Origin of the sequence: Streptomyces sp. 549 (assembly GCF_030124175.1) — a bacterium.
Classification (GTDB): domain Bacteria; phylum Actinomycetota; class Actinomycetes; order Streptomycetales; family Streptomycetaceae; genus Streptomyces.
Genome location: NZ_JASKMT010000005.1, coordinates 142,844 through 164,507 on the forward strand (window position 1 = coordinate 142,844; position 21,664 = coordinate 164,507).

Below are 21,664 nucleotides of genomic sequence, written 5' to 3' on the forward strand. Positions count from 1 at the left end.
GGCCGTACTGCACCACTGATAAAACCAGCAGGCCACCGAGGACGGAAAGGTCCAATCAGCGGTCAGTGGCCCCCGTCTGCGAGGGTGGCGCGGTCCACCAGCGCCGCCGGCGGCTCGTCGTCCATCTCGAACGCCTGCGGTGTCGAGGCGCGCCCCGCGAGCCGGAACCAACGCGCCGCCCGGTGGCCGCGCAGCGCCCGCGCGGCCCGTACCGAGTCGTTGTGGAACCGCCGGGCCATCGGCACCCGCCGTACCGCCGCGGCCAGTTCGGCCGCGGCCTCCGCGCCGCCGGGCACCGCGCGGACCGCCTCCACCTGCTCGGGGTCGGCGAGCACCGCGCGCAGCGACTGGCTGAGTTCGCTCTCGGCGACCTCGCGCTGCTCCTCCTCGGCGAGCCGGGCGTCGTGCGCCGCCTGGTACAGCAGCATCGACGCGGCCGGGTCGAGCACCTTGGCGGTGGCCAGTTCCTGGGCGACGGAGGCGCGCCGCAGCAGCTGCGCGTCCAGCGCCGCCCGGGAAGCGTCGATCCGGGCGTGCAGCCGGTCCAGGCGGCCCGCGGTCCAGCTGAGGTAGACGCCGGTGAGGAGCACCGCCAGCGTGATCCAGATGATCCAGTAGAACGTGGTCACGCCCGGTCACCGTGCCTTCCGCGGCCGACCGGCCGCCCGTGGGTGTGCATCGCGGTCAGGCCCACGGGCGGAGCCGGCTCACCGGGCGGACCCGGTCGTCGGCCGCCACCGTGGACGCGCCCTCGGCGACCGTCTCGTACACGGCCAGGATGTCGGCGCCCACCGTCGACCAGTCGAAGCGGCGTACGTGCCGGGCGGCCAGTTCGCGCAGTTCCTTGCGCCGCCTGGGGTCGCCGAGCAGCCGCAGCGCCGCGTCGGCGAGCGCGTCCGCGTCCTCGTTGGGGAACAGCTCGCCGGCCCTGCCGCCGTCGAGCACCTGGGCGAAGGCGTCCAGGTCGCTGGCGAGCACCGGGGCGCCCGCCGACATGGCCTCGACCAGGATGATGCCGAAGCTCTCCCCGCCGAGGTTCGGTGCGACGTACACGTCGACGCTGCGCAGCAGCCGTGCCTTGTCCTCGTCGCTGACCATGCCGAGGAACTCGACCCGGTCGCGCATCTCGGCGGGCAGGGCGGCGACCGCCTCCCGCTCGTCGCCGCGGCCCGCGACGAGCAGCCGGGTCTGCGGCCGTTCGGCCAGGATCCTGGGCAAGGCCCGCACCAGCACCTGCAGGCCCTTGCGCGACTCGTCGATGCGGCCGATGAAGCCGATGGTGTCGCCCTGCCACTCGGGGCGGGGCTCGGCGTCGGCGAAGAAGGCCACGTCGACGCCGTTGGGGATGACCACAGCGTCACCGCCGAGGTGCTCCACGAGGGTGCGCCTGGCGTACTCGCTCACCGCGATGCGGGCGCTGATCTTCTCCAGGGCGGGCTGGAGGATGGGATAGGCGGCGATCATCGCGCGGGAGCGGGGGTTGGAGGTGTGGAAGGTCGCCACGATCGGCCCGCTCGTCGTCCAGCAGGCGAGCAGGGCGAGTGAGGGCGCGACCGGTTCGTGGACGTGCAGCACGTCGAAGTCGCCGTCGTTGACCCAGCGACGGACCCGGGCGGCGGACAGCGGCCCGAAGTTCAGCCGCGCCACCGAGCCGTTGTAGGGGACGGCCATGGCCCGCCCGGCGGACTCCACATACGGCGGCAGCGGTGTGTCGTCCTCGGCGGGGGCCAGCACGGAGACCTCGTGGCCGAGGCGCAGCAGGTGCTCGGCGAGGTCACGGATGTGGAACTGGACGCCGCCGGGCACGTCCCAGGAGTAGGGGCAGACGACGCCGATCCTCACGGCTGCTCCGAACCGGGACGGGCCGTCTGCGGCTGCCCCTGGGTCGGCTGTACGTCGGACGGCTGCGCCTCGGGCAGCCGCCCGTCCGGTGGGGCGGCGCCGATGTCGGTCGGCGCGCGGTCGCGGGCGGAGCCGGGTTCCAGGTCGGCGAGCCACAGCCGCTGCAGCATGTGCCAGTCCTGCGGGTGGGCGGCGATGCCGGCGGCGAAGCCGTCCGCCATGCGCTGGGTCATGGCGGCGGTGCGCTCCTTGCGGGTGCCGGTCTGCGGCACCTCCACGGGCGGGTGCACCAGCCCCTTCATCACGGGCGTGTCGTCGAACCACAGGTTGACGGGCAGTAGCAGGGCGCCGGTCTGCTGGGCGAGCAGCGCGGGTCCGCCGGGCATCCGGGTGGGCTCGCCGAAGAACGACACCTCCACGCCGGACGCGGACAGGTCGCGGTCGGCGACGAGGGCGACGACGCCGCCGGCCCTGAGCCGGCGGGCGAGCGTGCCGAAGGTGGTGGCGCCGGTGTGCGGCAGCACCTCCATACCCAGCCCCTCGCGGTAGGCGACGAAGCGGTCGTAGAGCGTCTCGGGCTTGAGCCGTTCGGCGACGGTGGTGAAGGGGATGTTGAGGTGGCCGGCGAGCCAGGCTCCGGCCAGGTCCCAGTTGGCCATGTGCGGCAGGGCGAGGACCACTCCGCGGCCGGCTGCGACGCTGTCGGTCATGCGGTGGATGTCGGTGATCTCCACACTGCGGGACAACCGGTGCGGGTCCCAGGCTGGGAGCCGGAAGGACTCCATCCAGTAGCGCAGGTAGGAGCGCATGCCGGCCTTCGACAGTTCGGCGAGCTGCGCCGCGGAGGCGTCCGGCACGACCCGTGCCAGGTTCGCCTCCAGTTGCCGCACGCCCGCGCCGCGGCGCTTCCACGCCCGGTCGGCGATCGCCCGGCCCAGCCGGACCGAGCTGCGTTCCGGCAGCCGCCGCACGGCGGTCCAGCCGAGTCCGTAGAGGCTGCCCGTGAGTCGTTCCCTCATGCCTGTCCGCTCCCCTGTCCGGTCTGCGGGTCGGTCGCCGGGCCGGACTCCGGCAGGTCCCGCACCGGCCCACCCGGTTTCTGCCTCCCGGACCCGGACCTCCCGGTCCCGGACTCCGCGGAGCCGGCGGGTCCCGCGGGAGTCGCGGGCGCCGTCGGTGCCGTCGGTGCCGCGGCGTCGGCCTCGGCGGCCTCCCGGCGGACCGTGACAACCCGCTGCCCGAGCGTCACCAGACTGCCGACCGCGACCACCCACAGGGCGACCGGTAGCAGCACCTCGATATGGGGCACGCCGAAGATGGTGAACCCGGCGAGTCCGGTGCACACCAGCGTGATGACCAGGCGCTCGGCCCGCTCCACCAGGCCGTTGACCCGCACCGGCAGCCCGATGCTCTCGCCGCGCGCCTTGGTGTAGGAGACGATCTGCCCGCTGGCGAGGCAGAACAGCGTCACCGCGCAGAGCAGCACGTCGTCGCCACGGCCCGCGTACCACAGGGCGATGCCGCCGAAGACGGCCGCGTCGGCCACCCGGTCGAGGGTGGAGTCGAGGAACGCACCCCAGCGGGTGGACTTGCCGGACTGCCGCGCCATCGTGCCGTCGACGAGGTCGGAGAACACGAACAGGGTGATGACGACGGTGCCCCAGAAGAAGTGGCCCTGCGGGTAGAACACCAGCGCGCCGGCGACGACTCCGCCGGTGCCGATCAGGGTGACCGTGTCGGGACTGACCCCCAGTCGCAGCAGCAGAGCGGCGAACGGGGAGAGGACACGCGTGAAGAAAGCACGCGCGTACTTGTTCAGCATGGCCGTCCCGGGGGTCGATACGAGCCGGGTGGCGTTCGGCCACCGGCTGGCCCATCGTAGCCAGCGCCCCGCAGCCGGGCACGGACGGCACGGGGCACCGGACGGCCGGATACCGGACCCGGGCGGTCGTGCCGCGTGTGGACGCCGCGCGGTACCGGTGCCAAGCTCGACATACTCGGCATACTCGACATACGTACCAGGGTGCCGACCACGTGAGGCGGGACGTCATGGGAGACAGGGCGAGTGCGGTACTGGGAGCCGCCGGCAGGGTCGAGGCGGCCGAGCACCCCTCCGCGTTGCGGAACGTGGTGCTGGTGGGGAGCAGCGGGGCGGGCAAGACGACCCTGGTGGAGGCGCTGGCGCTGGCCTGCGGGGCGGTGAGCCGGGCGGGCCGGGTCGAGGACGGCGGCAGCGTGTCGGACCACGACGAGATCGAGCAGCGCCAGCACCGCTCGGTGCAGCTGTCCCTGGTCCCGGTGGACTGGGGCGGTGTGCGGGTCAACGTGCTGGACACACCGGGCTGTGCCGACTTCGTCGGCGAGCTGAGGGCCGGTCTGCGGGCGGCGGACGCGGCCCTCTTCGTCGTCTCGGCGGCGGACGGCGTGGACGCCGGGACCCGCGCGGTGTGGCAGGAGTGCGCCGCCGTGCGGATGCCGCGCGCGATCGTGCTGACCCATCTGGACGCGCCGCGCGCCGACTTCGACGAGGTGGTGGCCGACTGCCGGCGTGAACTGGGCGGTGACGCCCCGGAGGCCGTACTGCCGCTGTACCTGCCGCTGCGCGGCACGCCGGACCGGGAAGGACACGCCCCGCTGGCGGGCCTGGTCGGGCTGCTGCCGCAGCGGGTGTTCGACTACTCCTCCGGTGCGCGCGAGGAGCACGAGCCCGGCCCCGACCGGGCGGCGGAGCTGCGGGAGGCACGCGGGCGGCTCATCGAGGGCATCATCGCCGAGAGCGAGGACGAGTCCCTGATGGACCACTACCTCGGCGGGGACGAGCTGGACCCCGGCGTGCTCGTCGCGGACCTGGAGAAGGCCGTGGCCCGGGGCTCGTTCCATCCGGTGCTCGCCGCCGCCCCGGCCGCCGAGGGCGCCCGGCAGGGCGTGGGCACGGTGGAGTTGCTGGATCTGGTGACGGGCGGCTTCCCCACCCCGCTGGAGCGGGACATCCCGCCGGTGACGTCCCCGCAGGGAGCGCCCCGGCCGGGGCTGCGCTGCGATCCCGAGGGACCGCTGGTCGCCGAGGTGGTGAAGACGTCCTCCGATCCGTACACCGGCCGTCTCTCGCTGGTGCGGGTGTTCTCCGGGACGCTGCGCCCGGACCGGACTGTGCACGTCTCCGGGCACGGCCTCGCCGACCGCGGGCACGAGGACCACGACGTGGACGAGCGGATCGGCGCGCTGACGCTGCCCTTCGGCCGCCGTCAGCGCCCGCTGAGCCGGGCGGTGGCCGGGGACCTGGCGTGCGTGGCGAAGCTGGCCCGCGCGGAGACCGGCGACACCCTCTCCGACCGCGAGCAGCCGCTGCTGATGCGGCCGTGGACGATGCCCGACCCGCTGCTGCCGGTTGCGGTGCGGGCGCACGGCAGGGCGGACGAGGACAAGCTGTCCCACGGGCTCGCCCGGCTGGTCGCGGAGGACCCGACGATGCGGCTGGAGCAGCACCGCGAGACCGGGCAGGTCGTGCTGTGGTGCCTCGGGGAGGCGCACCGTGACGTGGCGCTCGAACGGCTCCGGTCGCGGTACGGCGTCCGGGTCGACGAGGAGCCGCACCGCGTCGCGCTGCGGGAGACGTTCGCGGCCGCGGCCGCCGGGCGCGGACGGCACGTCAAGCAGTCGGGCGGGCACGGCCAGTTCGCGGTGTGCGCGATCGAGGTGGAGCCGCTGCCGGGCGGGTCGGGCATCGAGTTCGTGGACCGGGTGGTCGGCGGCGCGGTGCCGCGCCAGTTCGTGCCCTCGGTGGAGAAGGGCGTACGGGCCCAGGCCGCCCGCGGTGTGTCCCCCGGCTGCCCGCTGGTGGACGTGCGGGTGACGCTCGTCGACGGCCGTGCGCACCCGGTGGACTCCTCGGACGCCGCGTTCCAGACGGCGGGCGCGCTGGCACTGCGCGAGGCCGCCGCGGCTGCCTCACTGCACCTGCTTGAGCCGGTCGCGGAGGTGACGGTGGCGGTCGCCGACGGGCATGTGGGGGCCGTGCTGGGGGACCTGTCGGCGAGGCGGGGCCGGGTGGTCGGCACCGAGCAGCAGACGGCGGGCACCACCGTGGTCCGGGCGGAGGTCCCGGAGGCGGAGATCGGGCGCTACGCGGTGGACCTGCGCGCGCTGGCGCACGGCAGCGGGCAGTTCACGCGGGCGCACGCGCGGTACGAGGCGGTACCGCCGCAGGTGGCGGCCCGGATCCGGCAACAGACGGAGGCGACGGGCTGACGGCCGATACGCTGACGGGTCGGCAGAGGTGTGCCGCCCGTCGAGGCGGGGAACGGCAAGTGCAGCGGGGCTGAGGGAAGGTGGGGGCGGCGTGGCGGGTTTCGACGACCAGAAGATGGGTGTGGAGGTCGACTTCAGCCCCGGGGCACAGGTCCCCCTGGCCGGCGGCTCCGGGCAGACCGCGGCGACCCAGGCGCTCGCGTCGGCCGCCTACCGCGACACGGCGGTGGAGAGCCTGGTGAAGGCGAACGGCGAGGCGGTCGTCAAACCGCCGAAGCTGTCGCTGTTCGAACCCAATCTCGGTGAGGCGTTCTCCCGGGCCGTGCAGGTGCGCATGCTGGGCGGCGGCCGCAAGCCGCTGGTGCAGTCCTTCGGCACGGACCCGCAGACGGTCGTCGACCACTGCCTGGCGGCCAACCGGTTCCGCAAGGCCCGCGACCGCAGGCTGACCATCGTGATGCTGGTGTCCGGCGTGTTGTTCCTGCCGGGTGTGCTGATCTGGCTGGGCGGATTCCAGCTGCGGCGCTCGCTGGCCGGGTCCAAGGACAAGCGGGCGGGCGCGGTGGGTGTCGCGGCGCTGGTCGGCCTGGCCGGCCTGGTGCTGTTCGCCGCGGTGCAGCTTCCGGTGGACGGGCTGCTCGCGCTGTACCTGCGCGCCATGCTGGTGGCGCCCGTGGTGGGCTGGCTGTGGGCCAAGCAGATCGCCGAACGCTGCGCGAAGGACCTGCGGGCCAACTGGCAGGGGCTGCTGGGCGGCGGCACGGTCGGCGCGCGCATCCCCGAGGCCGTGCCGCAGAACCCGGGGGACGCGGAGGCGGAACGGCTGCGGAAGGCACTGACCGAGCTGGCCGCCGAGCAGAGCAGCAACGTGGTCTTCTACGCCGGCCCCAAGGGCATACTCGGCATGGGCACCCGGTGGGGAAGCTGGCACCTCGCCGAGGAACTCGTGCCTCGCAAGGGCACGGAGGACATCAACCCGTTCCGCAGCTGGGACGTCATACGGGCCATCCACGACCAGTTGCGCATGCTGGAGCGCGGGCCGCTGCACACCGGCGGGTTCCCCAAGCCGTCCATCCGGCACTGGATCGTCTCGCCGGTCGGCGAGGGCGCCAAGGAGGTCTCCCGGCCGGACGGCCAAGAGGTGGAGTCCTTCCAGGTCCGCGACTTCGAGATCCAGCGCATCTGCAACGAGCAGCAGTTCGGCAGCGGCAGCCGCCACTACCTGGGTGTGCAGTTCGTGCTGTGGGACGGCCAGCTGGTCCTCACCATGATGATCACCGTCACCGTGCTGCACCACACGCTGCGCATCGAGGTGACGGGCCACGCGCTGGGCCCGGTCAACCCGCTGTTCACCACCAAGCCCTCGCCGAAGGAGAAGGAGGTCTCCAAGAGCATCAAGTTCTGGGAGACCCGCAAGGTGCCGCTGCCGCTGGTAGAGACGCCCGAGGTGGTCCGGCTGGCGGTCCGTGCGCCGCTGACCTGGTTCCCGCCGGTGCTGGACTTCCTCGGCGGCAAGCTGGTCCTGCCCGAGCCGTTCGGGCTGCGCCACACCTGGGCGGACAAGCCGTGGCGGCACCGCTTCATGGCCGACGACGCGCTGCGTGCGGCGACCCCGGTGCTGCGGGTCGTGCACGCGGCGGCGTTCCGCGTGCTGGAGGAGAACGGCGTGGACACCGAGAAGTTCGGCGCCCGCTCGCAGTTCCTCAGCGGCGCAGTACAGGCAGCCGCCCCCGACAACGTCGACAACTACGGCGCCTGAGGTCGCACGCTCAGGACGAGGGGTGGCCCGTCCGGCGGCTTCAGCCGGCGGGCCACGCCTCGGCGAGCATGCGCCGGGTGTCGGCGAGCAGCTGCGGCAGGATCTTGGTGTGGCCGACGACGGGCATGAAGTTGGTGTCGCCGCCCCACCGGGGCACCACGTGCTGGTGCAGGTGCGCGGCGATGCCCGCACCCGCCACCGAGCCCTGGTTCATGCCGATGTTGAACCCGTGCGCGCCGGAGGCGGCCCGCAGCGCCGCCATTGCGCGCTTGGTGAACAGCGCCAGTTCCGACGTCTCCGCCTCGTCCAGCTCGGTGTAGTCCGCGACGTGGCGGAAGGGCACCACCATCAGGTGACCGCCGTTGTACGGGTAGAGGTTGAGCACGGCGTACACGCCGGAGCCGCGCGCGATGATGAGGCCGTCCTCGTCGCTCTTGGCGGGCAGGGAGCAGAACGGGCAACCGTCCGCCGCTCCCGGGCCGGTCGGCTTGTTCTCTCCCTGGATGTAGGCCATCCGGTGCGGCGTCCACAGGCGCTGGAAGGCGTCCGCGGTGCCCACCCCGATCTGCTGCTCCGGCTCGCTGCTCATGCGGATCAGCATACGACCCGGCCACGGCGCCCCCTCGTCCCGTGCCGAAGGGCCCGGCGATCAGCTCGCCAGGCCTCTTCGGCACGGGACACCGCACGTCGTACCGGCCGGTCAGACCCCGGTTCGCTGCTCGACGACGCGGAGGATCTCGGCCAGGGCCTCGTCCTTGGGGATGCCGTTCTTCTGGGTGCCGTCGCGGTAGCGGAAGCTGACCGCGCCGGCCGCGATGTCCTCGTCGCCCGCGATGACCATGAACGGCACCTTGGACTTCTGGGCGTTGCGGATCTTCTTCTGCATCCGGTCGGAGGAGGCGTCCACCTCGACCCGCAGTCCCTTGGCGCGGGCGGCGGCGGCGAACTCCCGCAGGTACGGCACGTGGTCGTCACCGATCGGGATGCCGACCGCCTGGACCGGGGCGAGCCAGGCGGGGAAGGCGCCCGCGTAGTGCTCCAGCAGGACGGCAAAGAAGCGCTCGATGGAGCCGAACAGCGCGCGGTGGATCATCACCGGCCGCTGGCGGGACCCGTCGGCGGCGGTGTACTCCAGGTCGAACCGGTCGGGCAGGTTGAAGTCGACCTGGATGGTGGACATCTGCCAGGTGCGGCCGATCGCGTCCTTGGCCTGCACGGAGATCTTCGGGCCGTAGAAGGCGGCGCCGCCCGGGTCCATGACCAGTTCCAGTCCCTGCTTGCCGGCCGCCTGCCGCAGTGCCTCGGTGGCCTGCTCCCAGTTCTCGTCCGTGCCGATGGACTTCTGCGGGTCGCGGGTGGACAGCTCCAGGTAGAAGTCCTCCAGCCCGTAGTCGCGCAGCAGGTTCAGCACGAAGGTGAGCAGCGAGTCCAGCTCGTCGGCCATCTGCTCGCGGGTGCAGTAGATGTGCGCGTCGTCCTGGGTGAAGCCGCGGGCGCGGGTCAGGCCGTGCACCACGCCGGACTTCTCGTAGCGGTAGACGGTGCCGAACTCGAACAGTCGCAGCGGCAGTTCGCGGTAGGAGCGGCCCCGCGCGTCGAAGATCAGGTTGTGCATGGGGCAGTTCATGGGCTTCAGGTAGTAGTCCTGGCCCTCGTCGAGCTGCATGGGCGGGTACATGCCGTCGGCGTACCAGTCCAGGTGGCCGGACTTCTCGAACAGGGTGCCCTTGGTGGCGTGCGGGGTGTAGACGAACTCGTAGTCCGCCTCCTCGTGCCGGCGCCGGGAGTAGTCCTCCATGACGCGGCGCACGATGCCGCCCTTGGGGTGGAACACCGCCAAGCCGGAGCCGATCTCCTCGGGAACGGAGAACAGGTCGAGTTCCGAGCCGAGCTTGCGGTGGTCGCGCTTCTCGGCCTCGGCCAGGAACTCCAGGTGCGCCTTCAGCTCGTCCTTGGTGGGCCATGCGGTGCCGTAGATGCGCTGGAGCTGCTTGTTCTTCTCACTGCCGCGCCAGTAGGCGGCGGCCGAGCGCATCAGTTTGAACGCCGGGACCGCCCGGGTGGTGGGCAGGTGCGGGCCGCGGCACAGGTCCTTCCAGCACAGCTCGCCGGTCTTGGCGTCGAGGTTGTCGTAGATGGTCAGCTCGCCCGCGCCGACCTCGGCCGAGGCGCCCTCCGCGGCTTCCGCGGCGGAGCCCTTGAGGCCGATCAGCTCGAGCTTGTACGGCTCGCCCGCCAGTTCCTCGCGGGCGTCGTCGTCGCTGGTGACCCGGCGGGAGAAGCGCTGGCCCCGCTTGATGATCTCCTGCATCTTCTTCTCGATGCGCTTGAGGTCCTCCGGGTGGAAGGGCTCGGCGACGTCGAAGTCGTAGTAGAAGCCGTCCTTGATGGGCGGGCCGATGCCCAGCTTCGCCTCGGGGAACAGCTCCTGCACGGCCTGGGCCATGACGTGGGCGGTGGAGTGCCGCAGGATGTCGAGGCCGTCGGGGCTGGAGACCAGGACCGGCTCGACCTCCTCGCCGTCGGCGAGCGGGTGCGCGAGGTCCCGCAGCCGACCGTCGATCCGGGCGGCGACCACGGTGCGCTCCCCCTCGAACAGGGCGGCGGCCGTCGTGCCCGTGGCCACCACGCGCTCGTCCCGCTCGGAATCGCGTTGCACGGTCACACGGACGTCTGACACCGGATCGCTCCTGCCTGAAGGTTCTGGGGCACCGGCGAGCGCCGGGTACCGCGGGAATCGTACCGAGAGCGGCACCGTCTCCGCGAAACGATTGACGGGGTGCGGGGGCGGGCCTGACCCAGCGGGCACCGCACGCGAAGCCACCACGCGAAAGGCCGGCCCGTCAGTTGACGGACCGGCCTTCGTGGAGGTGGGCGATACTGGGTTCGAACCAGTGACCTCTTCGGTGTGAACGAAGCGCTCTCCCACTGAGCTAATCGCCCGCGGTGCCCTCGGGCACGGACAGAACCATACAGGGCGGCTCAGCGTTCGTTCAAACCACTTGCCAGCCACCGCCGCAGGCCGCGTCGCCCGCCGCGCATCATCCACGCGTGGTTGGCGACCAGCAGCGGGCGGACGGGCAGGGCGAGGGCCCGCAGCAGCGGGCGCCGCACCTCGACCTGCTGCTCGAAGAGCGCCGCGGTACCGGACGGGTGGGGCCGGACCGTCCACCGGGCCCAGCCGTGCAGGTCCCCCTCCAGGCCGATCTCCAGCACACCGGCCGACGGCTCCTGCCGGGTGGCTCGCGCCCGGACACGCAGCTCGTAGGGCAGCAGGGAGCGGAAGAGCGCCGTGCCGCTGCTGTCGTCGCCGGCACGGGCCTCGCGGACCTGCGGCCACCAGGCCGGATAGTCCTCCGGCCGGGACAGCACGTCGAAGACCTGCTCCGGTGGTGCGGACAGCAGCCACTCGCTGCGGAAGCGGTAGTGGTTCCACGGCATGTCCGTCACTCCGTCCCGGGCCGGTGGCGGCACACGAGAGCAGGGCCCGAGGAAAGCTCCTCGGGCCCTGATCCGCGGTGGGCGATACTGGGTTCGAACCAGTGACCTCTTCGGTGTGAACGAAGCGCTCTCCCACTGAGCTAATCGCCCGCGGTGCGACACGAACACTACCGCATTCCGAACGCCCGCCGTGACCGGCCGATGCCCCCCGTCACCGTCACACAGGGTGACATCGGAGCCACGCCGACCGCCGCGAGCGCCGTTCACCGGAACAGCCGTATACCGACATTCACCTATCGGCTGTACGAACGACATCGAGCCTCGCATATCCGTCAGAGGGGTTTACAACCGGCTGGTAGGTGGCATGTCGATTTCGCCGACGTGCGAATCCCCGAGCGCACACTGAGCGAAAGGCCATGGCGCTTATGAACACCACGGTCAGCTGCGAGCTGCACCTGCGCCTCGTTGTATCGAGCGAGTCCTCACTGCCTGTTCCCGCGGGCCTGCGGTATGACACGGCCGATCCCTACGCCGTGCACGCCACCTTCCACACCGGTGCCGAGGAGACGGTCGAGTGGGTTTTCGCCCGCGATCTCCTCGCCGAAGGGCTGCACCGCCCCACCGGCACCGGTGACGTCCGCGTCTGGCCCTCCCGAAGTCACGGGCAGGGCGTCGTCTGCATCGCCCTCAGCTCCCCGGAGGGCGAAGCGCTGCTGGAGGCCCCCGCGCGGGCTCTGGAGTCGTTCCTCAAGCGGACCGACGCCGCCGTACCCCCCGGCACCGAACACCGTCACTTCGACCTCGACACCGAGCTCTCCCACATCCTCGCGGAGAGCTGACACCTCACCGGGGCCACCCGCGCCGTCCGACTCGGGGCGACGGCTCGGGCCCGGTGACCGCCTGGCCGGACACGCACGCCGCTGCCGCGGAGCCACCACGGCAGCGGCGTCGCCGTGTCCGCACCGGCTAGAGTCTCTCCCCCAGCGGCATCCGCGACGTGATCCGCCGGGGAGCCGACCGACACACCGGCCAGGGAGCGACCGTGCTGATCAACCACGACACCCGGTGCGCGCTCGACAACGTGGTCGACCTGCTCAACACCTCGCCGGAGGAGGACACACCGGACGGGCTGAGCGACCTGGCGGCGCTGCGCGCCTACGTCGCCCGCAACAACGTGAGCGGCGTCGGCGAGCTGACCGAACGCGACCTGCGCGCGGTACGGGAGCTGCGCGGGCGGTTCGCCCGGGTGTTCGCCGCCGACGACACCCGCGCCGCGGCGGAGCTGGTGAACTCGCTGGTGGCGCGGGCCGGCACCACGCCGCAGCTCACCGACCACGACGGCTACGACTGGCACGTCCACTACTTCGCACCCGGCGCCTCGCTCGCCGACCACCTCGCGGCGGACGGCGGCATGGCCGTGGGCTTCCTCATCGTCGCCGGGGAGCTGGACCGTCTGCGGCGCTGCGCGGCCCCGGACTGCCGGAGGGCGTTCGTCGACCTCTCCCGCAACCGCTCCCGGCGCTACTGCGACAGCCGCACCTGCGGCAACCGGCTGCACGTCGCCGCCTACCGGGCCCGCCGGCGCCAAGCCGCGCGGGGCTGACGCACCGCACGCCGTCACAGCAGGTACAGGTCGTGGACGGCGGCGACCAGCAGCAGGGTGCCGATGAAGGCCAGGAAGAGCATCAGCGGCGGCTGCGACAGGGCGAAGAGGCACCCGCGGGGCTCGTCCCGGGCATCACCCAGGTCGGTGGCCGGCGGATCGTACGGAGGGTGCGGGGCGCGGTCCCCTGGCTGGTGCGGCATCTCGCCGCGATCATGGCGTACCGGGATAACACCCAGGGGCCCAATGGGGGAAAACGACCCCCGAGTTCATCAGATCCCGTGCTTTTTCAGAATCGCCTCGATGTCGGAGAAGTCTTCTGCTCCACCGCCGGCACCCGCCTGCGGCGAGCCCTTCCCGGCGGACCGCCCGGAGGCGACGGCGGGCGTGGCGGGGGCCGATCCGGCGGCCGGCCGCCGTACCCCGGCGGGCGCGGCGGCCCGGCTCTCGGTGCCGGCGCCGCCGGTGCTGCGGGCCTGGGCGAAGCGGGCGATCAGGTAGAGCACGACGGCCAGCGCGAGCACGGCGAAGCCGGCCCACACCGTCGGTTTGAGCACCAGGTCGGCGGCCCACGCCCCGATCGCGCGGATGATCCGCCCGCCCAGCCCCACCAGGCCGGCCATCGCCAGCCCGATGGGCAGCAGTGAGAAGGCGGCCAGGCGGGTGGCGGCGACGTAGCGGCGCCGGTAGGCCGTCAGGAACGAGACAGCCAGACCGGCTGCGGAGAGTGCGGCGCACACAGTCACGGTCAGCATGCCTCCATCCTGCCTCCTCGCCGTCCTTCCATGCCACGCCCGAACGAAAGTTCAGGGACATCTCGGGGTGAATGCCCGCGCCTCCGGCGTTCCGTCCCCGTCGTTCCCCGCCCGGGGGTGCGGGAAGAGCAGCGGCCGGGAGGTCCGGCCTACGCGCGGTGGGGCCCTGCCAGACTGTCGCCATGAGCGACGCACCCGCCCCCCGTCCCGTTCTCGACGTCTTCTTCGACCTGCAGTGCCCCGACTGCCACGCCGCCCAGGAGGACCTGCGGCTGCTGCGGGAGCGCTACCCGGACTCGCTGGAGATCCGGATCCGCCACTTCCCGCTGGCCAAGCACCGGCACGCCTACGCGGCGGCGCAGGCCGCGGAGGAGGCGTGGGCGCAGGGCCGGGGCGAGGAGTACACCGCGGCGCTCCTGGAACTGACGGCGGAGCTGGGCGCGCGGGGCGAGGCGGTGCTGGTGGAGGTGGCCAAGCGGGTCGGGATGGACAGCGACGAGGTGGAGACCGCGCTGATCGACGGCCGCCATCTGCTGGCGGTGGACGCAGACCAGGCCGAGGGCCAGGCGCTGGGCGTACACGGCACACCCACCTACCTGATCGACGGGCAGGTGCTCGACGGCTCCCGCAGCCAGGACGGGCTGCGGGAGAAGATCGAGCAGGTCGTCAACCGGCTGCCGGCCGACGGCTGACCGGTTGCGGCGCGGCTGCCGGCCGACGGCTGAGCGGGCCCGGCGGCGCACTCCTCACAGCGACTTGCACAGGTGCCGGGACCGGGTCCGGTAGCCGAGCGAGGTGTACAGGCGCAGCGCCGGAGTGTTGCCGGCGAACACGTTGAGGCCGATCTGCCGGGCCCCGGCGGCCAGCGCCTCCCGCTCGGCCAGGCCCATCAGCACCCGGCCGTGACCCTGCCGGCGGTGGCGCTCGGGCACACCGACGTCGAAGACGTACGCACCCGAGCGGCCGGACGTCGGCAGCGCCACCCACAGGGTGCCCACGTCGGCACCGGCATGGCTGAGCACCCGCAGGGCGGTGCCGCGGGTCGACGCGCCGTCCGGCAGGCGGGTGGCGTGGTCGGCCTCCGCCTTGGCGGTGGCGGCCCCGGGCGCCAGGCCGCGGTCGGCCCACACTCTTGCGTGCACGGGTACGGCCGCGGCGTGCCAGCGGGCGAAGTCCGCGTCGTCCATCGACCGCGCCCGGTAGCCGGGCGGCAGGTCCGGTGGCGGCGGGAGAAGGTCCTTGGCCATGGTGCTGCTGCGCTCGACGTAGCCCAGTGCGGTCGCCAGGCCCAGCGCGGCGTCGGCCGCGTCGGGCACCTCCACCTCGATCTGCCGGCAGCCCCAGCCGCGCAGCACCTCCTCCGCCGCCAGTGCCGCCACCGTGGCGCGGCCCCGGCGCCGGTCGGGCTGCTCGACGCTCAGGTCCTCGATGCGCCCCAGCCGCAGGCCGAGCGGCGACCCCGCGGCAAGGCGCACCGAGCCGACGGGGCGGCTGTTGACCATGATGTCGAAGCGGCGCGCCCGGGCACCGTCCGGCGTGCTCGCCTCGGGTCCTGCGGGTCGCAGAGTGGTCGTCATCGCCTCATCCCTACCCCGGGAGTCGCCGCGCCACGTCTGCGGCGCCGGCCGGATCGTGCGCGTTCCGGCCGTCCGTCAGGGGTCGAGGTCGGATGCGGCGCGCTCGGCGAACACCCGCATCGCCTTGGCAGTGACCGGGCCGGGCACCTCCGGTAGCTCCCGGCTGTCGACGCGGTGGACGGCCTGGACGTCGCGCAGGCTGGAGGTCAGGAATACCTCCTCGGCACGGTCGAGCACGTCCATGGGCAGCTCGGTCTCCACGGCCCCCGTCCACTCGGCGACCAGCGCCCTGGTGATACCGGCCAGGCATCCGGACGCCACCGGCGGGGTGCACAGCCGGCCGTCGAGCACCACGAACACGTTGGAGCCGGTGCCCTCGCACAGCCGGCCGGAGGTGTTGGAGAGCAGGGCCTCGCTCGCACCCTGCTCCCTCGCCCGGGCCAGGGCGACGACGTTCTCCGCGTAGGAGGTGGTCTTCAGCCCCACGAGCGCGCCGCGCTCGTTGCGGGTCCACGGCACGGTGACGACAGCCGTGGTGTCGGGGCGAGGGCTCGCCGCGCCCAGCGCGACGACCAGGGTCGGGGGTGCGTCACCGCGGTCCGAGCCGAGCGGCGACACGCCGCCGGTGAAGGTGACGCGAAGCCGCCCGAGCGGCACCGGGTGGGCGTCGAGGACCGCGGCGCAGGCCCGGCGCACCTCGTCGATGTCGGGCGCGGGCAGGCCCAGGCCGCGGGCGGACGCGGCCAGCCGGTCGAGGTGGCGGGTCAGCGCGAACGGCCTGCCGTGCACGGCCTTGACCGTCTCGAAGACACCGTCGCCCACGGTGAGTCCGTGGTCGAGCACCGAGACGCGGGCGGTGCCCGGATCGTGCAGTCGGCCGTCCATCCAGATCACCGTCACGTGTGCCGCCTCCCGGTAGTGCTCCGCGCGTACTCCCCCGACGCTACCCGCAGCAGCCGCTCGGCCTTGAGCTCCGTCTCCGCCCACTCGCGGTGCGGCTCGGAGCCCCAGGTGATGCCGGCCCCGGTGCCGAACCGCAGTTGCGGGCCGCCCGGCGCCGTCCGGTCTATCCAGAACGTGCGGATGCCGACGGCGAGCCGGCCGGTGCCGCGGTCGGCGTCCACCCAGCCCACTCCCCCGCAGTACGGGCCGCGCGGCGCCGTCTCCAGCGCGTCGATGATGCGCAGCGCGCTGGACTTGGGCGCGCCGGTGACCGATCCGGGCGGGAACGTCGCGGCGAACAGTTCGGCCCAGCCCGCGCCGGGCGCGAGTTCGCCGCGTACGGAGGACACCAGGTGGACCAGCCCCGGGTGCGGCTCGACCTCGCAGAGCCGGGGGACAGTGACGCTGCCGGGGGTGCACACGCGGCCCAGGTCGTTGCGGACCAGGTCGACGATCATCACGTTCTCGGCGTGGTCCTTCGGCAGCAGGTCCGCCTCGGTGCGTCCGGTGCCCTTGATGGGGCCGGACTCCACGGTGCGTCCGCCGCGCCGCAGGTACAGCTCGGGTGAGGCGGTGGCGACCTCCACTCCATGGCCGGGCAGCCGCACGGTGCCGGAGTAGGGAGCGGGGTTGCCGCCGGCCAGCAGGGCGGCGAGTTCGTCGACGTCGGCGGTGTCCGGTTCCGGCAGGCGGGCGCTGAGGACGCGGCAGAGATTGGCCTGGTAGACGTCGCCGGCGGCGATGTGCTCGCGGATCCGCCGCACTCCCGCCTCGTACCCGGCCCGGTCCAGCGAGGAGGTCCAGTCGTGCGCGGCGGGGCCCCGCCAGTGGTCACCCGCCGAGGGTGAACGCCGCTCCCCGACGGTCCTGACGTCGCCGAACCGGGCGCAGACCGTGCCGCCTTCGAAGTCGGCGACCACCGCCCACCAGCCCTTGGAGTCCAGGGCTGCGGGGTCGCGGGTGACGTCCCGCAGGTCGGAGGCGAGGAGGCCGCCGAAGCGGGCGAGGGGAGCCTGATCGAGCACGGTTTCGAGTCTATGGGGGGCGCCCCGCAACAACGGAATTTGAGCTGGCCCGGGAATCCGCTAAAGTTCAACACGTCGCCGGGCCGTGCAAGCGGGCCCGGGAAACGGCACCTGCGGACGTGGCTCAGCTGGTAGAGCATCACCTTGCCAAGGTGAGGGTCGCGAGTTCGAATCTCGTCGTCCGCTCGAGAACAGGGGATCTTCCCGACCCCCGCACTCCTGGTGGAGTGGCCGAGAGGCGAGGCAACGGCCTGCAAAGCCGTCTACACGGGTTCAAATCCCGTCTCCACCTCCATGGACGATTAGCTCAGCGGGAGAGCGCTTCCCTGACACGGAAGAGGTCACTGGTTCAATCCCAGTATCGTCCACTGGCCCGCGAGGGCCGCCCGCGCGATTAGCTCAGCGGGAGAGCGCTTCCCTGACACGGAAGAGGTCACTGGTTCAATCCCAGTATCGCGCACGCACGCCCGGTCACCGATGGTGACCGAACGGACGATTAGCTCAGCGGGAGAGCGCTTCCCTGACACGGAAGAGGTCACTGGTTCAATCCCAGTATCGTCCACACCTCACGCAGGAGCCCCCGGCCGGTCGGCCGGGGGCTCCTGCGGTGTGTGCGGCTACGGGCTACGAGGAGAACAGCATGCGGCCGAAGCCCTTCTTGTGCCGGTAGCCGCCGCGGCCGTGGTGCGGCGCTCCCCAGGCGGGCGCCGCCGGGTAGGGCTGCGCGGCGGGGTAGGGCTGCGCCACGGGGTGGGCCTGGGCCGGGTAGGGCTGGGCGCCGGGGTGCGGCTGCGCCGGCGGCGGGGCGGGCTGGGCGGGCGGCGCCTGCTGGTTCCACTGGGACTCCAGGCTGGTCAGCGCCTCCAGCTCACCGTAGTCGAGGAAGATCCCCCGGCAGCCGCTGCACTGCTCGATCTGCACCCCGCCGCGGTTGTACGTCTGCATCGGCGCCCGGCACTTGGGACACTGCATCGTCGGCTTCTCCTCGCGGGAACGGACCGGCCCCTCCGGCCCGCGACCAGACTACGGCGGACCGGCCGGCGCAATCCGGGCAATGCGCAAGCAGGCGTCCAGCAGTGCCTGTTCGACCTCGTCCGGCGGCCTGTCCTCGGCCAGGGCCCGGAGCAGGCCGGTGGCGGCGGTCTGTGCCGTGAGCGCGCGGGCCGGCACGTCCAGCACCGCCCAGGGGTCGTCCCCCGGCGGCAGCGCGGCGCCGCCCGCGGCGCGGTAGGCCCCGGTGAAAGCCGACCAGTCGTCGGGGTCGAGCAGGCCGGCGGCGAACCAGGCGGCCGGGCGGGCCAGGTCCCAGGCGGGCACACCACGGCCCAGGTCGTCGACGTCGATCAGGCGCCACCCGTCCTGCGTCGCGGGCAGCCGGACCAGCTGGCCCAGGTGCAGGTCGCCGTGACTCAGCGTGGCGTCCGGCCCCGGGCGGGCGGCCTCCGGCGCGCCCCGGGCCCAACCGGGCAGGCCGGCCCAGACGCGCTCCACCGGCTCCCGGTACCGCGAGGCGGCAGCGCTGCGGCGCATGCGCAGCACGGCACCGGCCGCCTTGGCCGGCCCGCGCGACACCGGTACCGGGCCGGGCAGCCGGTGCACGGGCACGGCGTGCAGCCGTGCGAGCAGCCGCCCCGCGGGTACCCACGGGGCCTCTTCGGGTGCGTCGGGTGCGACGGGCACGCCGTACGGCCAGCGGCTGACCGCCCGCCCGTCCGGCAGGGCACCGAGCAGTCCCGCGCCGGCGCGGGGCGGTTGTCCCGCGCCGAACGCCGGGCCGGGGGACGGCTGCGCCGGCACGGCAGCCGCCATCGGCAGCGGCAGGGGCGCGAGCAGGACTCCGCGCAGCAGGGGGTGGGCGGCGATGCGGAGGCGCTGCGCCAGCCGCACGAGGTCCGACCGCCCGTCGTGGACCTTGACGGCGACCGGGCCACAGCGTACGACGGTGCCGTCCGGACGGTCGGCGAGCACCTCGGGCGCCCGCCCGCCCGGTACCCCGGCCAGGGCCGCCAGCGACTCCAGCGTCGCCGCGTCCGTCGACATCGCGCCCCTCCCCCGTGGTCCAACGCCGTGCCGCCGCCCGTGGCTCGGGGCCGGCGCACCAACCGGCCGCGCGGAACGGGCCGTCGGGGAGCGTACCGCCCGCAGACGCGCGGAACCCGGGCGGTCCGCTGGACCGCCCGGGCTCTCGCACCGTCCCGTACCCCCGTCCCCACGGGGTTCATGGCTGAATGTTCCCGGTTCGGGCCGCTCTCCCGTTCCGGAAGCGCCTGTTCAGCGCCCCAGCATTCCCGCCACGGACGACGCCTGGGTGAGCACGGCCTCCACGCCGCCGAAGACCACGCCGAGGAGGACTGCCAACGGGAGCACCATCATGACCGCCACCAGCGGATGCCGCCGGCCGGCGGGGCGCAGGCCCACCGGCACCGAGGCGGAGAGGCCCGCCAGCAAGCCGGTCAGCCTTCCCTGTGCCCGGACCGCTGGGCGATCTGCCGTGTGCGCCATGGTGATGCTCCTGTCGTGTTCTGGGGCGGCGGGCGTCGAACCTCGGGGGACGAGTGCTGCGCCCGCCGCTTGACCTCAACGTTAGGCCTGCCCGGGGCCTGTGGCGTCATGCCCGCGTACCGGCTGCGGGGCATCCCGCAGGAGGACAAGGAGGGCCCGCAGGTACTCCCCAGGGTGGACAAGGGGCCCGCCGGTACCGGGGTCCTCCCGGAGGGGTCGGGGCGGGGCCGCCGGGCCCACGCCCCCGGCCCCGCTCATCCCGCCTCCGCCACGGGGCCGTCCGGGCGCGGCAGCGGGTGCTCGACCAGCGCGAGCACCCGGTTCGCCATGAAGCGCGCCGTACGGACGGCGGTGCCGCTGCGGGTGACTTCGCTCACTTCGACCACACCCCTGCGGACCTGCGTCTCCACCCGACGGCCCGCCTTCGTCGCCCTCACCTCGTATGTCCTGGTGGTGTCCCCGGCGTCCACCACTATCTCCACCCAGTCACCTTTCACAGCGTCACTCCCCGTTGCCTGAGGGTCTGTTGGGAAAGAAGGTGCGGCTCTGCGCCGGTACGGACGGCAGAAACCGCGTCCATTCACAGGATCCCACCCGGCACTGACATTCCGTCGGGTGCGGCACGCGCGGCCTCTCGGCGCGCGGCGACGGCAGTCCGTAAGCTGTGCTCGTCGGACGGCCGGTCGGTTCCGGTCAGCGAAGTGGGGCCTCCCCACCGGAGGTAGGGGAAGGACATGGCGATGATGCGGCTCCGGCGCGAGGACCCGCGCGTCGTCGGTTCGTTCAAGCTGCACCGCCGGTTGGGCGCGGGCGGCATGGGGGTCGTCTACCTCGGCTCGGACCGGCGCGGCCAGCGGGTGGCGCTGAAGGTGATCCGGCCCGACCTCGCGGAGGACCAGGAGTTCCGCTCCCGGTTCGCCCGCGAGGTGTCGGCGGCCCGGCGCATCCGGGGCGGCTGCACGGCCCGGCTGGTGGCTGCCGACCTCGACGCGGACCGCCCGTGGTTCGCCACCCAGTACGTGCCGGGCCCGTCCCTGCACGACAAGGTGAGCGAGGGCGGGCCGCTGCCGCCCGCCCAGGTGGCGGCGGTCGGAGCGGCGCTGGCCGAGGGGCTGCTGGCCGTGCACGAGGCGGGTGTCGTCCACCGCGACCTCAAGCCGTCGAACATCCTGCTCTCCCCCAAGGGCCCCCGCATCATCGACTTCGGCATCGCCTGGGCCACCGGCGCGAGCACCCTGACGCACGTGGGCACGGCGGTCGGCTCCCCCGGCTTCCTCGCTCCGGAGCAGGTCAGGGGCGCGGCGGTGACGCCGGCCACCGACGTGTTCTCCCTCGGCGCCACGCTCGCCTACGCGGCCACCGCCGATTCCCCGTTCGGACACGGCAGTTCCGAGGTCATGCTGTACCGCGTGGTGCACGAGGAGGCGTCGCTGCACGCCGTACCGGCCCCGCTGGCCCCCATCGTGCAGGCCTGCCTGGCGAAGAACCCGGAGGAGCGCCCGAGCACGCTGCAACTGTCCTTGCGGCTGAAGGAGATCGCCGCCCGGGAGGCGCGCGGGCTGCCCGAGGGCGGCGCCGCCGCGTCACGGCCGGACGGCTCCCGGCGGGCGGCGTCGGCCTCGGAGCGCACCGAGCGCGGGCAGGCCCCGGCGTCAGGTCCGTCGCCCTCGTCGCCGCGGGCGTCGACGCCCCGCCCGGCCCCCGCGTCAGGTCGGCGTCCGGCGCGGCCGCCGGTCAGGTCCGGGTCCCGGCCGTCCCGCACCGGGACGGGACGCGGCGCCCGGCGTCCGGCGTCCGGCGCGGACCGCCGGCTGCTGCGGCAGCGGCTGGTGGTCTTCGTGACGGTGACGCTGCTGGTCGCCCTCGGCATCGCGGCGGCCCAGGGGTGCGGCGGCCCGGACCGGGCCCTGCCCGCGCCGGGCCCGCCCGCCAGATCCGCCGCACCGGCCGGCTGAACCGCCCGCTCACGA

22 protein-coding genes and 7 tRNA genes are annotated in these 21,664 nt (G+C 73.4%); 11 read left to right on the forward strand and 18 right to left on the reverse strand.

The features are described 5' to 3' along the window. Positions 1-62: 62 nt before the first annotated feature. From QNO07_RS08305 to pgsA, 4 genes are read right to left on the reverse strand one after another with little or no spacing between them, the layout of a single operon-like run. Entirely contained in the window at positions 63-629 is a 567-nt protein-coding gene (locus QNO07_RS08305) for a hypothetical protein (protein WP_283991034.1), read from the reverse strand. 55 nt (positions 630-684) lie between these two features. After that, positions 685-1,842 carry a glycosyltransferase family 4 protein gene (locus QNO07_RS08310; RefSeq protein WP_283991035.1) on the reverse strand — a complete coding sequence of 386 codons (1,158 nt, stop codon included), beginning with the start codon at positions 1,840-1,842 and terminating at the stop codon, positions 685-687. Continuing rightward, positions 1,839-2,861, reverse strand: a complete 1,023-nt coding sequence (locus QNO07_RS08315; RefSeq protein WP_283991036.1) for a phosphatidylinositol mannoside acyltransferase — start codon at positions 2,859-2,861, stop codon at positions 1,839-1,841. The genes QNO07_RS08310 and QNO07_RS08315 overlap by 4 nt, the downstream gene beginning before the upstream one ends. Beyond that, on the reverse strand, positions 2,858-3,664 hold the full coding sequence (gene pgsA, locus QNO07_RS08320; protein ID WP_283991037.1) for a phosphatidylinositol phosphate synthase: 807 nt from the start codon (positions 3,662-3,664) through the stop codon (positions 2,858-2,860). The genes QNO07_RS08315 and pgsA overlap by 4 nt, the downstream gene beginning before the upstream one ends. Positions 3,665-3,891: 227 nt before the next feature. On the opposite strand from pgsA, the gene QNO07_RS08325 reads away from it, so the two are divergent. Together QNO07_RS08325 and QNO07_RS08330 are read left to right on the forward strand one after the other, a co-directional pair. After that, on the forward strand, positions 3,892-6,090 hold the full coding sequence (locus QNO07_RS08325; protein ID WP_283991038.1) for an elongation factor G-like protein EF-G2: 2,199 nt from the start codon (positions 3,892-3,894) through the stop codon (positions 6,088-6,090). Between the two features lie 115 nt (positions 6,091-6,205). Beyond that, entirely contained in the window at positions 6,206-7,849 is a 1,644-nt protein-coding gene (locus QNO07_RS08330) for an AbeC-like domain-containing protein (RefSeq protein ID WP_283991188.1), read from the forward strand. A gap of 40 nt (positions 7,850-7,889) precedes the next feature. Here the strand turns inward: QNO07_RS08330 and QNO07_RS08335 are convergent, their stop codons facing one another. The 5 genes from QNO07_RS08335 to QNO07_RS08355 form a co-directional block, all read right to left on the reverse strand. Then, a complete protein-coding gene (locus tag QNO07_RS08335) occupies positions 7,890-8,450 on the reverse strand; it encodes an HIT family protein (protein ID WP_283991039.1) in 561 nt (186 codons plus the stop codon). Positions 8,451-8,549: 99 nt separating this feature from the next. Next, the gene (gene thrS, locus QNO07_RS08340) at positions 8,550-10,529 is read right to left on the reverse strand and encodes a threonine--tRNA ligase (RefSeq protein WP_283991040.1); all 1,980 of its coding nucleotides are present in this window, start codon (positions 10,527-10,529) and stop codon (positions 8,550-8,552) included. Positions 10,530-10,720: 191 nt separating this feature from the next. Continuing rightward, positions 10,721-10,792, reverse strand: a tRNA-Val gene (locus QNO07_RS08345). 39 nt (positions 10,793-10,831) lie between these two features. Continuing rightward, positions 10,832-11,290 (reverse strand): SRPBCC family protein, encoded by a 459-nt coding sequence (locus tag QNO07_RS08350; protein WP_283991041.1) that lies wholly within the window; start codon positions 11,288-11,290, stop codon positions 10,832-10,834. Positions 11,291-11,368: 78 nt separating this feature from the next. Beyond that, a tRNA-Val gene (locus tag QNO07_RS08355) sits at positions 11,369-11,440 on the reverse strand. A gap of 275 nt (positions 11,441-11,715) precedes the next feature. Between QNO07_RS08355 and QNO07_RS08360 the strand changes: the two genes are divergently transcribed. Both QNO07_RS08360 and QNO07_RS08365 read left to right on the forward strand, forming a co-directional pair. Next, positions 11,716-12,129: an SsgA family sporulation/cell division regulator gene (locus QNO07_RS08360; RefSeq protein WP_003959770.1), complete on the forward strand. Its 414-nt coding sequence runs from the start codon at positions 11,716-11,718 to the stop codon at positions 12,127-12,129. Positions 12,130-12,332: 203 nt separating this feature from the next. Then, the gene (locus QNO07_RS08365; RefSeq protein WP_283991042.1) at positions 12,333-12,893 is read left to right on the forward strand and encodes a CGNR zinc finger domain-containing protein; all 561 of its coding nucleotides are present in this window, start codon (positions 12,333-12,335) and stop codon (positions 12,891-12,893) included. 14 nt (positions 12,894-12,907) lie between these two features. Here QNO07_RS08365 and QNO07_RS08370 read toward each other — a convergent pair whose 3' ends face one another. After that, a complete protein-coding gene (locus QNO07_RS08370; RefSeq protein WP_283991043.1) occupies positions 12,908-13,096 on the reverse strand; it encodes a hypothetical protein in 189 nt (62 codons plus the stop codon). Between the two features lie 69 nt (positions 13,097-13,165). Continuing rightward, positions 13,166-13,648, reverse strand: a complete 483-nt coding sequence (locus QNO07_RS08375; protein ID WP_283991044.1) for a hypothetical protein — start codon at positions 13,646-13,648, stop codon at positions 13,166-13,168. Between the two features lie 182 nt (positions 13,649-13,830). Here QNO07_RS08375 and QNO07_RS08380 point away from each other — a divergent pair, with 182 nt between their 5' ends. Then, positions 13,831-14,340 carry a DsbA family protein gene (locus tag QNO07_RS08380; RefSeq protein ID WP_283991045.1) on the forward strand — a complete coding sequence of 170 codons (510 nt, stop codon included), beginning with the start codon at positions 13,831-13,833 and terminating at the stop codon, positions 14,338-14,340. Positions 14,341-14,394: 54 nt separating this feature from the next. Here the strand turns inward: QNO07_RS08380 and QNO07_RS08385 are convergent, their stop codons facing one another. The 3 genes from QNO07_RS08385 to QNO07_RS08395 all read right to left on the reverse strand — a co-directional run bounded on the left by QNO07_RS08385 (position 14,395) and on the right by QNO07_RS08395 (position 17,192). After that, positions 14,395-15,225 (reverse strand): GNAT family N-acetyltransferase, encoded by an 831-nt coding sequence (locus QNO07_RS08385; protein ID WP_283991046.1) that lies wholly within the window; start codon positions 15,223-15,225, stop codon positions 14,395-14,397. Positions 15,226-15,300: 75 nt separating this feature from the next. Then, positions 15,301-16,110, reverse strand: coding sequence for an aminotransferase class IV (locus QNO07_RS08390; protein ID WP_283991201.1), 810 nt, complete (start codon positions 16,108-16,110; stop codon positions 15,301-15,303). Between the two features lie 11 nt (positions 16,111-16,121). After that, positions 16,122-17,192, reverse strand: a complete 1,071-nt coding sequence (locus QNO07_RS08395; protein ID WP_283991047.1) for a chorismate-binding protein — start codon at positions 17,190-17,192, stop codon at positions 16,122-16,124. A gap of 113 nt (positions 17,193-17,305) precedes the next feature. Here QNO07_RS08395 and QNO07_RS08400 point away from each other — a divergent pair. The 5 genes from QNO07_RS08400 to QNO07_RS08420 all read left to right on the forward strand — a co-directional run bounded on the left by QNO07_RS08400 (position 17,306) and on the right by QNO07_RS08420 (position 17,754). Next, positions 17,306-17,378 (forward strand) — tRNA-Gly (locus QNO07_RS08400). Between the two features lie 35 nt (positions 17,379-17,413). Next, positions 17,414-17,487 (forward strand) — tRNA-Cys (locus QNO07_RS08405). Between the two features lies 1 nt (position 17,488). Beyond that, positions 17,489-17,560: transfer RNA gene (locus QNO07_RS08410), tRNA-Val, on the forward strand. A gap of 20 nt (positions 17,561-17,580) precedes the next feature. After that, positions 17,581-17,652, forward strand: a tRNA-Val gene (locus tag QNO07_RS08415). 30 nt (positions 17,653-17,682) lie between these two features. Further along, positions 17,683-17,754: transfer RNA gene (locus QNO07_RS08420), tRNA-Val, on the forward strand. A 62-nt stretch (positions 17,755-17,816) separates the two neighbouring features. Here QNO07_RS08420 and QNO07_RS08425 read toward each other — a convergent pair. The 4 genes from QNO07_RS08425 to QNO07_RS08440 all read right to left on the reverse strand — a co-directional run bounded on the left by QNO07_RS08425 (position 17,817) and on the right by QNO07_RS08440 (position 20,191). Next, complete coding sequence (locus tag QNO07_RS08425) at positions 17,817-18,164, reverse strand: TFIIB-type zinc ribbon-containing protein (RefSeq protein ID WP_283991048.1); 348 nt, start codon at positions 18,162-18,164, stop codon at positions 17,817-17,819. 51 nt (positions 18,165-18,215) lie between these two features. Continuing rightward, a complete protein-coding gene (locus QNO07_RS08430) occupies positions 18,216-19,232 on the reverse strand; it encodes a phosphotransferase (protein WP_283991049.1) in 1,017 nt (338 codons plus the stop codon). A 231-nt stretch (positions 19,233-19,463) separates the two neighbouring features. After that, complete coding sequence (locus tag QNO07_RS08435; RefSeq protein ID WP_283991050.1) at positions 19,464-19,694, reverse strand: hypothetical protein; 231 nt, start codon at positions 19,692-19,694, stop codon at positions 19,464-19,466. Between the two features lie 254 nt (positions 19,695-19,948). Then, on the reverse strand, positions 19,949-20,191 hold the full coding sequence (locus QNO07_RS08440) for a DUF8836 family protein (protein WP_283991051.1): 243 nt from the start codon (positions 20,189-20,191) through the stop codon (positions 19,949-19,951). 237 nt (positions 20,192-20,428) lie between these two features. Here QNO07_RS08440 and QNO07_RS08445 point away from each other — a divergent pair, with 237 nt between their 5' ends. After that, positions 20,429-21,649, forward strand: a complete 1,221-nt coding sequence (locus QNO07_RS08445) for a serine/threonine-protein kinase (protein WP_283991052.1) — start codon at positions 20,429-20,431, stop codon at positions 21,647-21,649. The last annotated feature ends 15 nt before the right edge of the window (positions 21,650-21,664 follow it).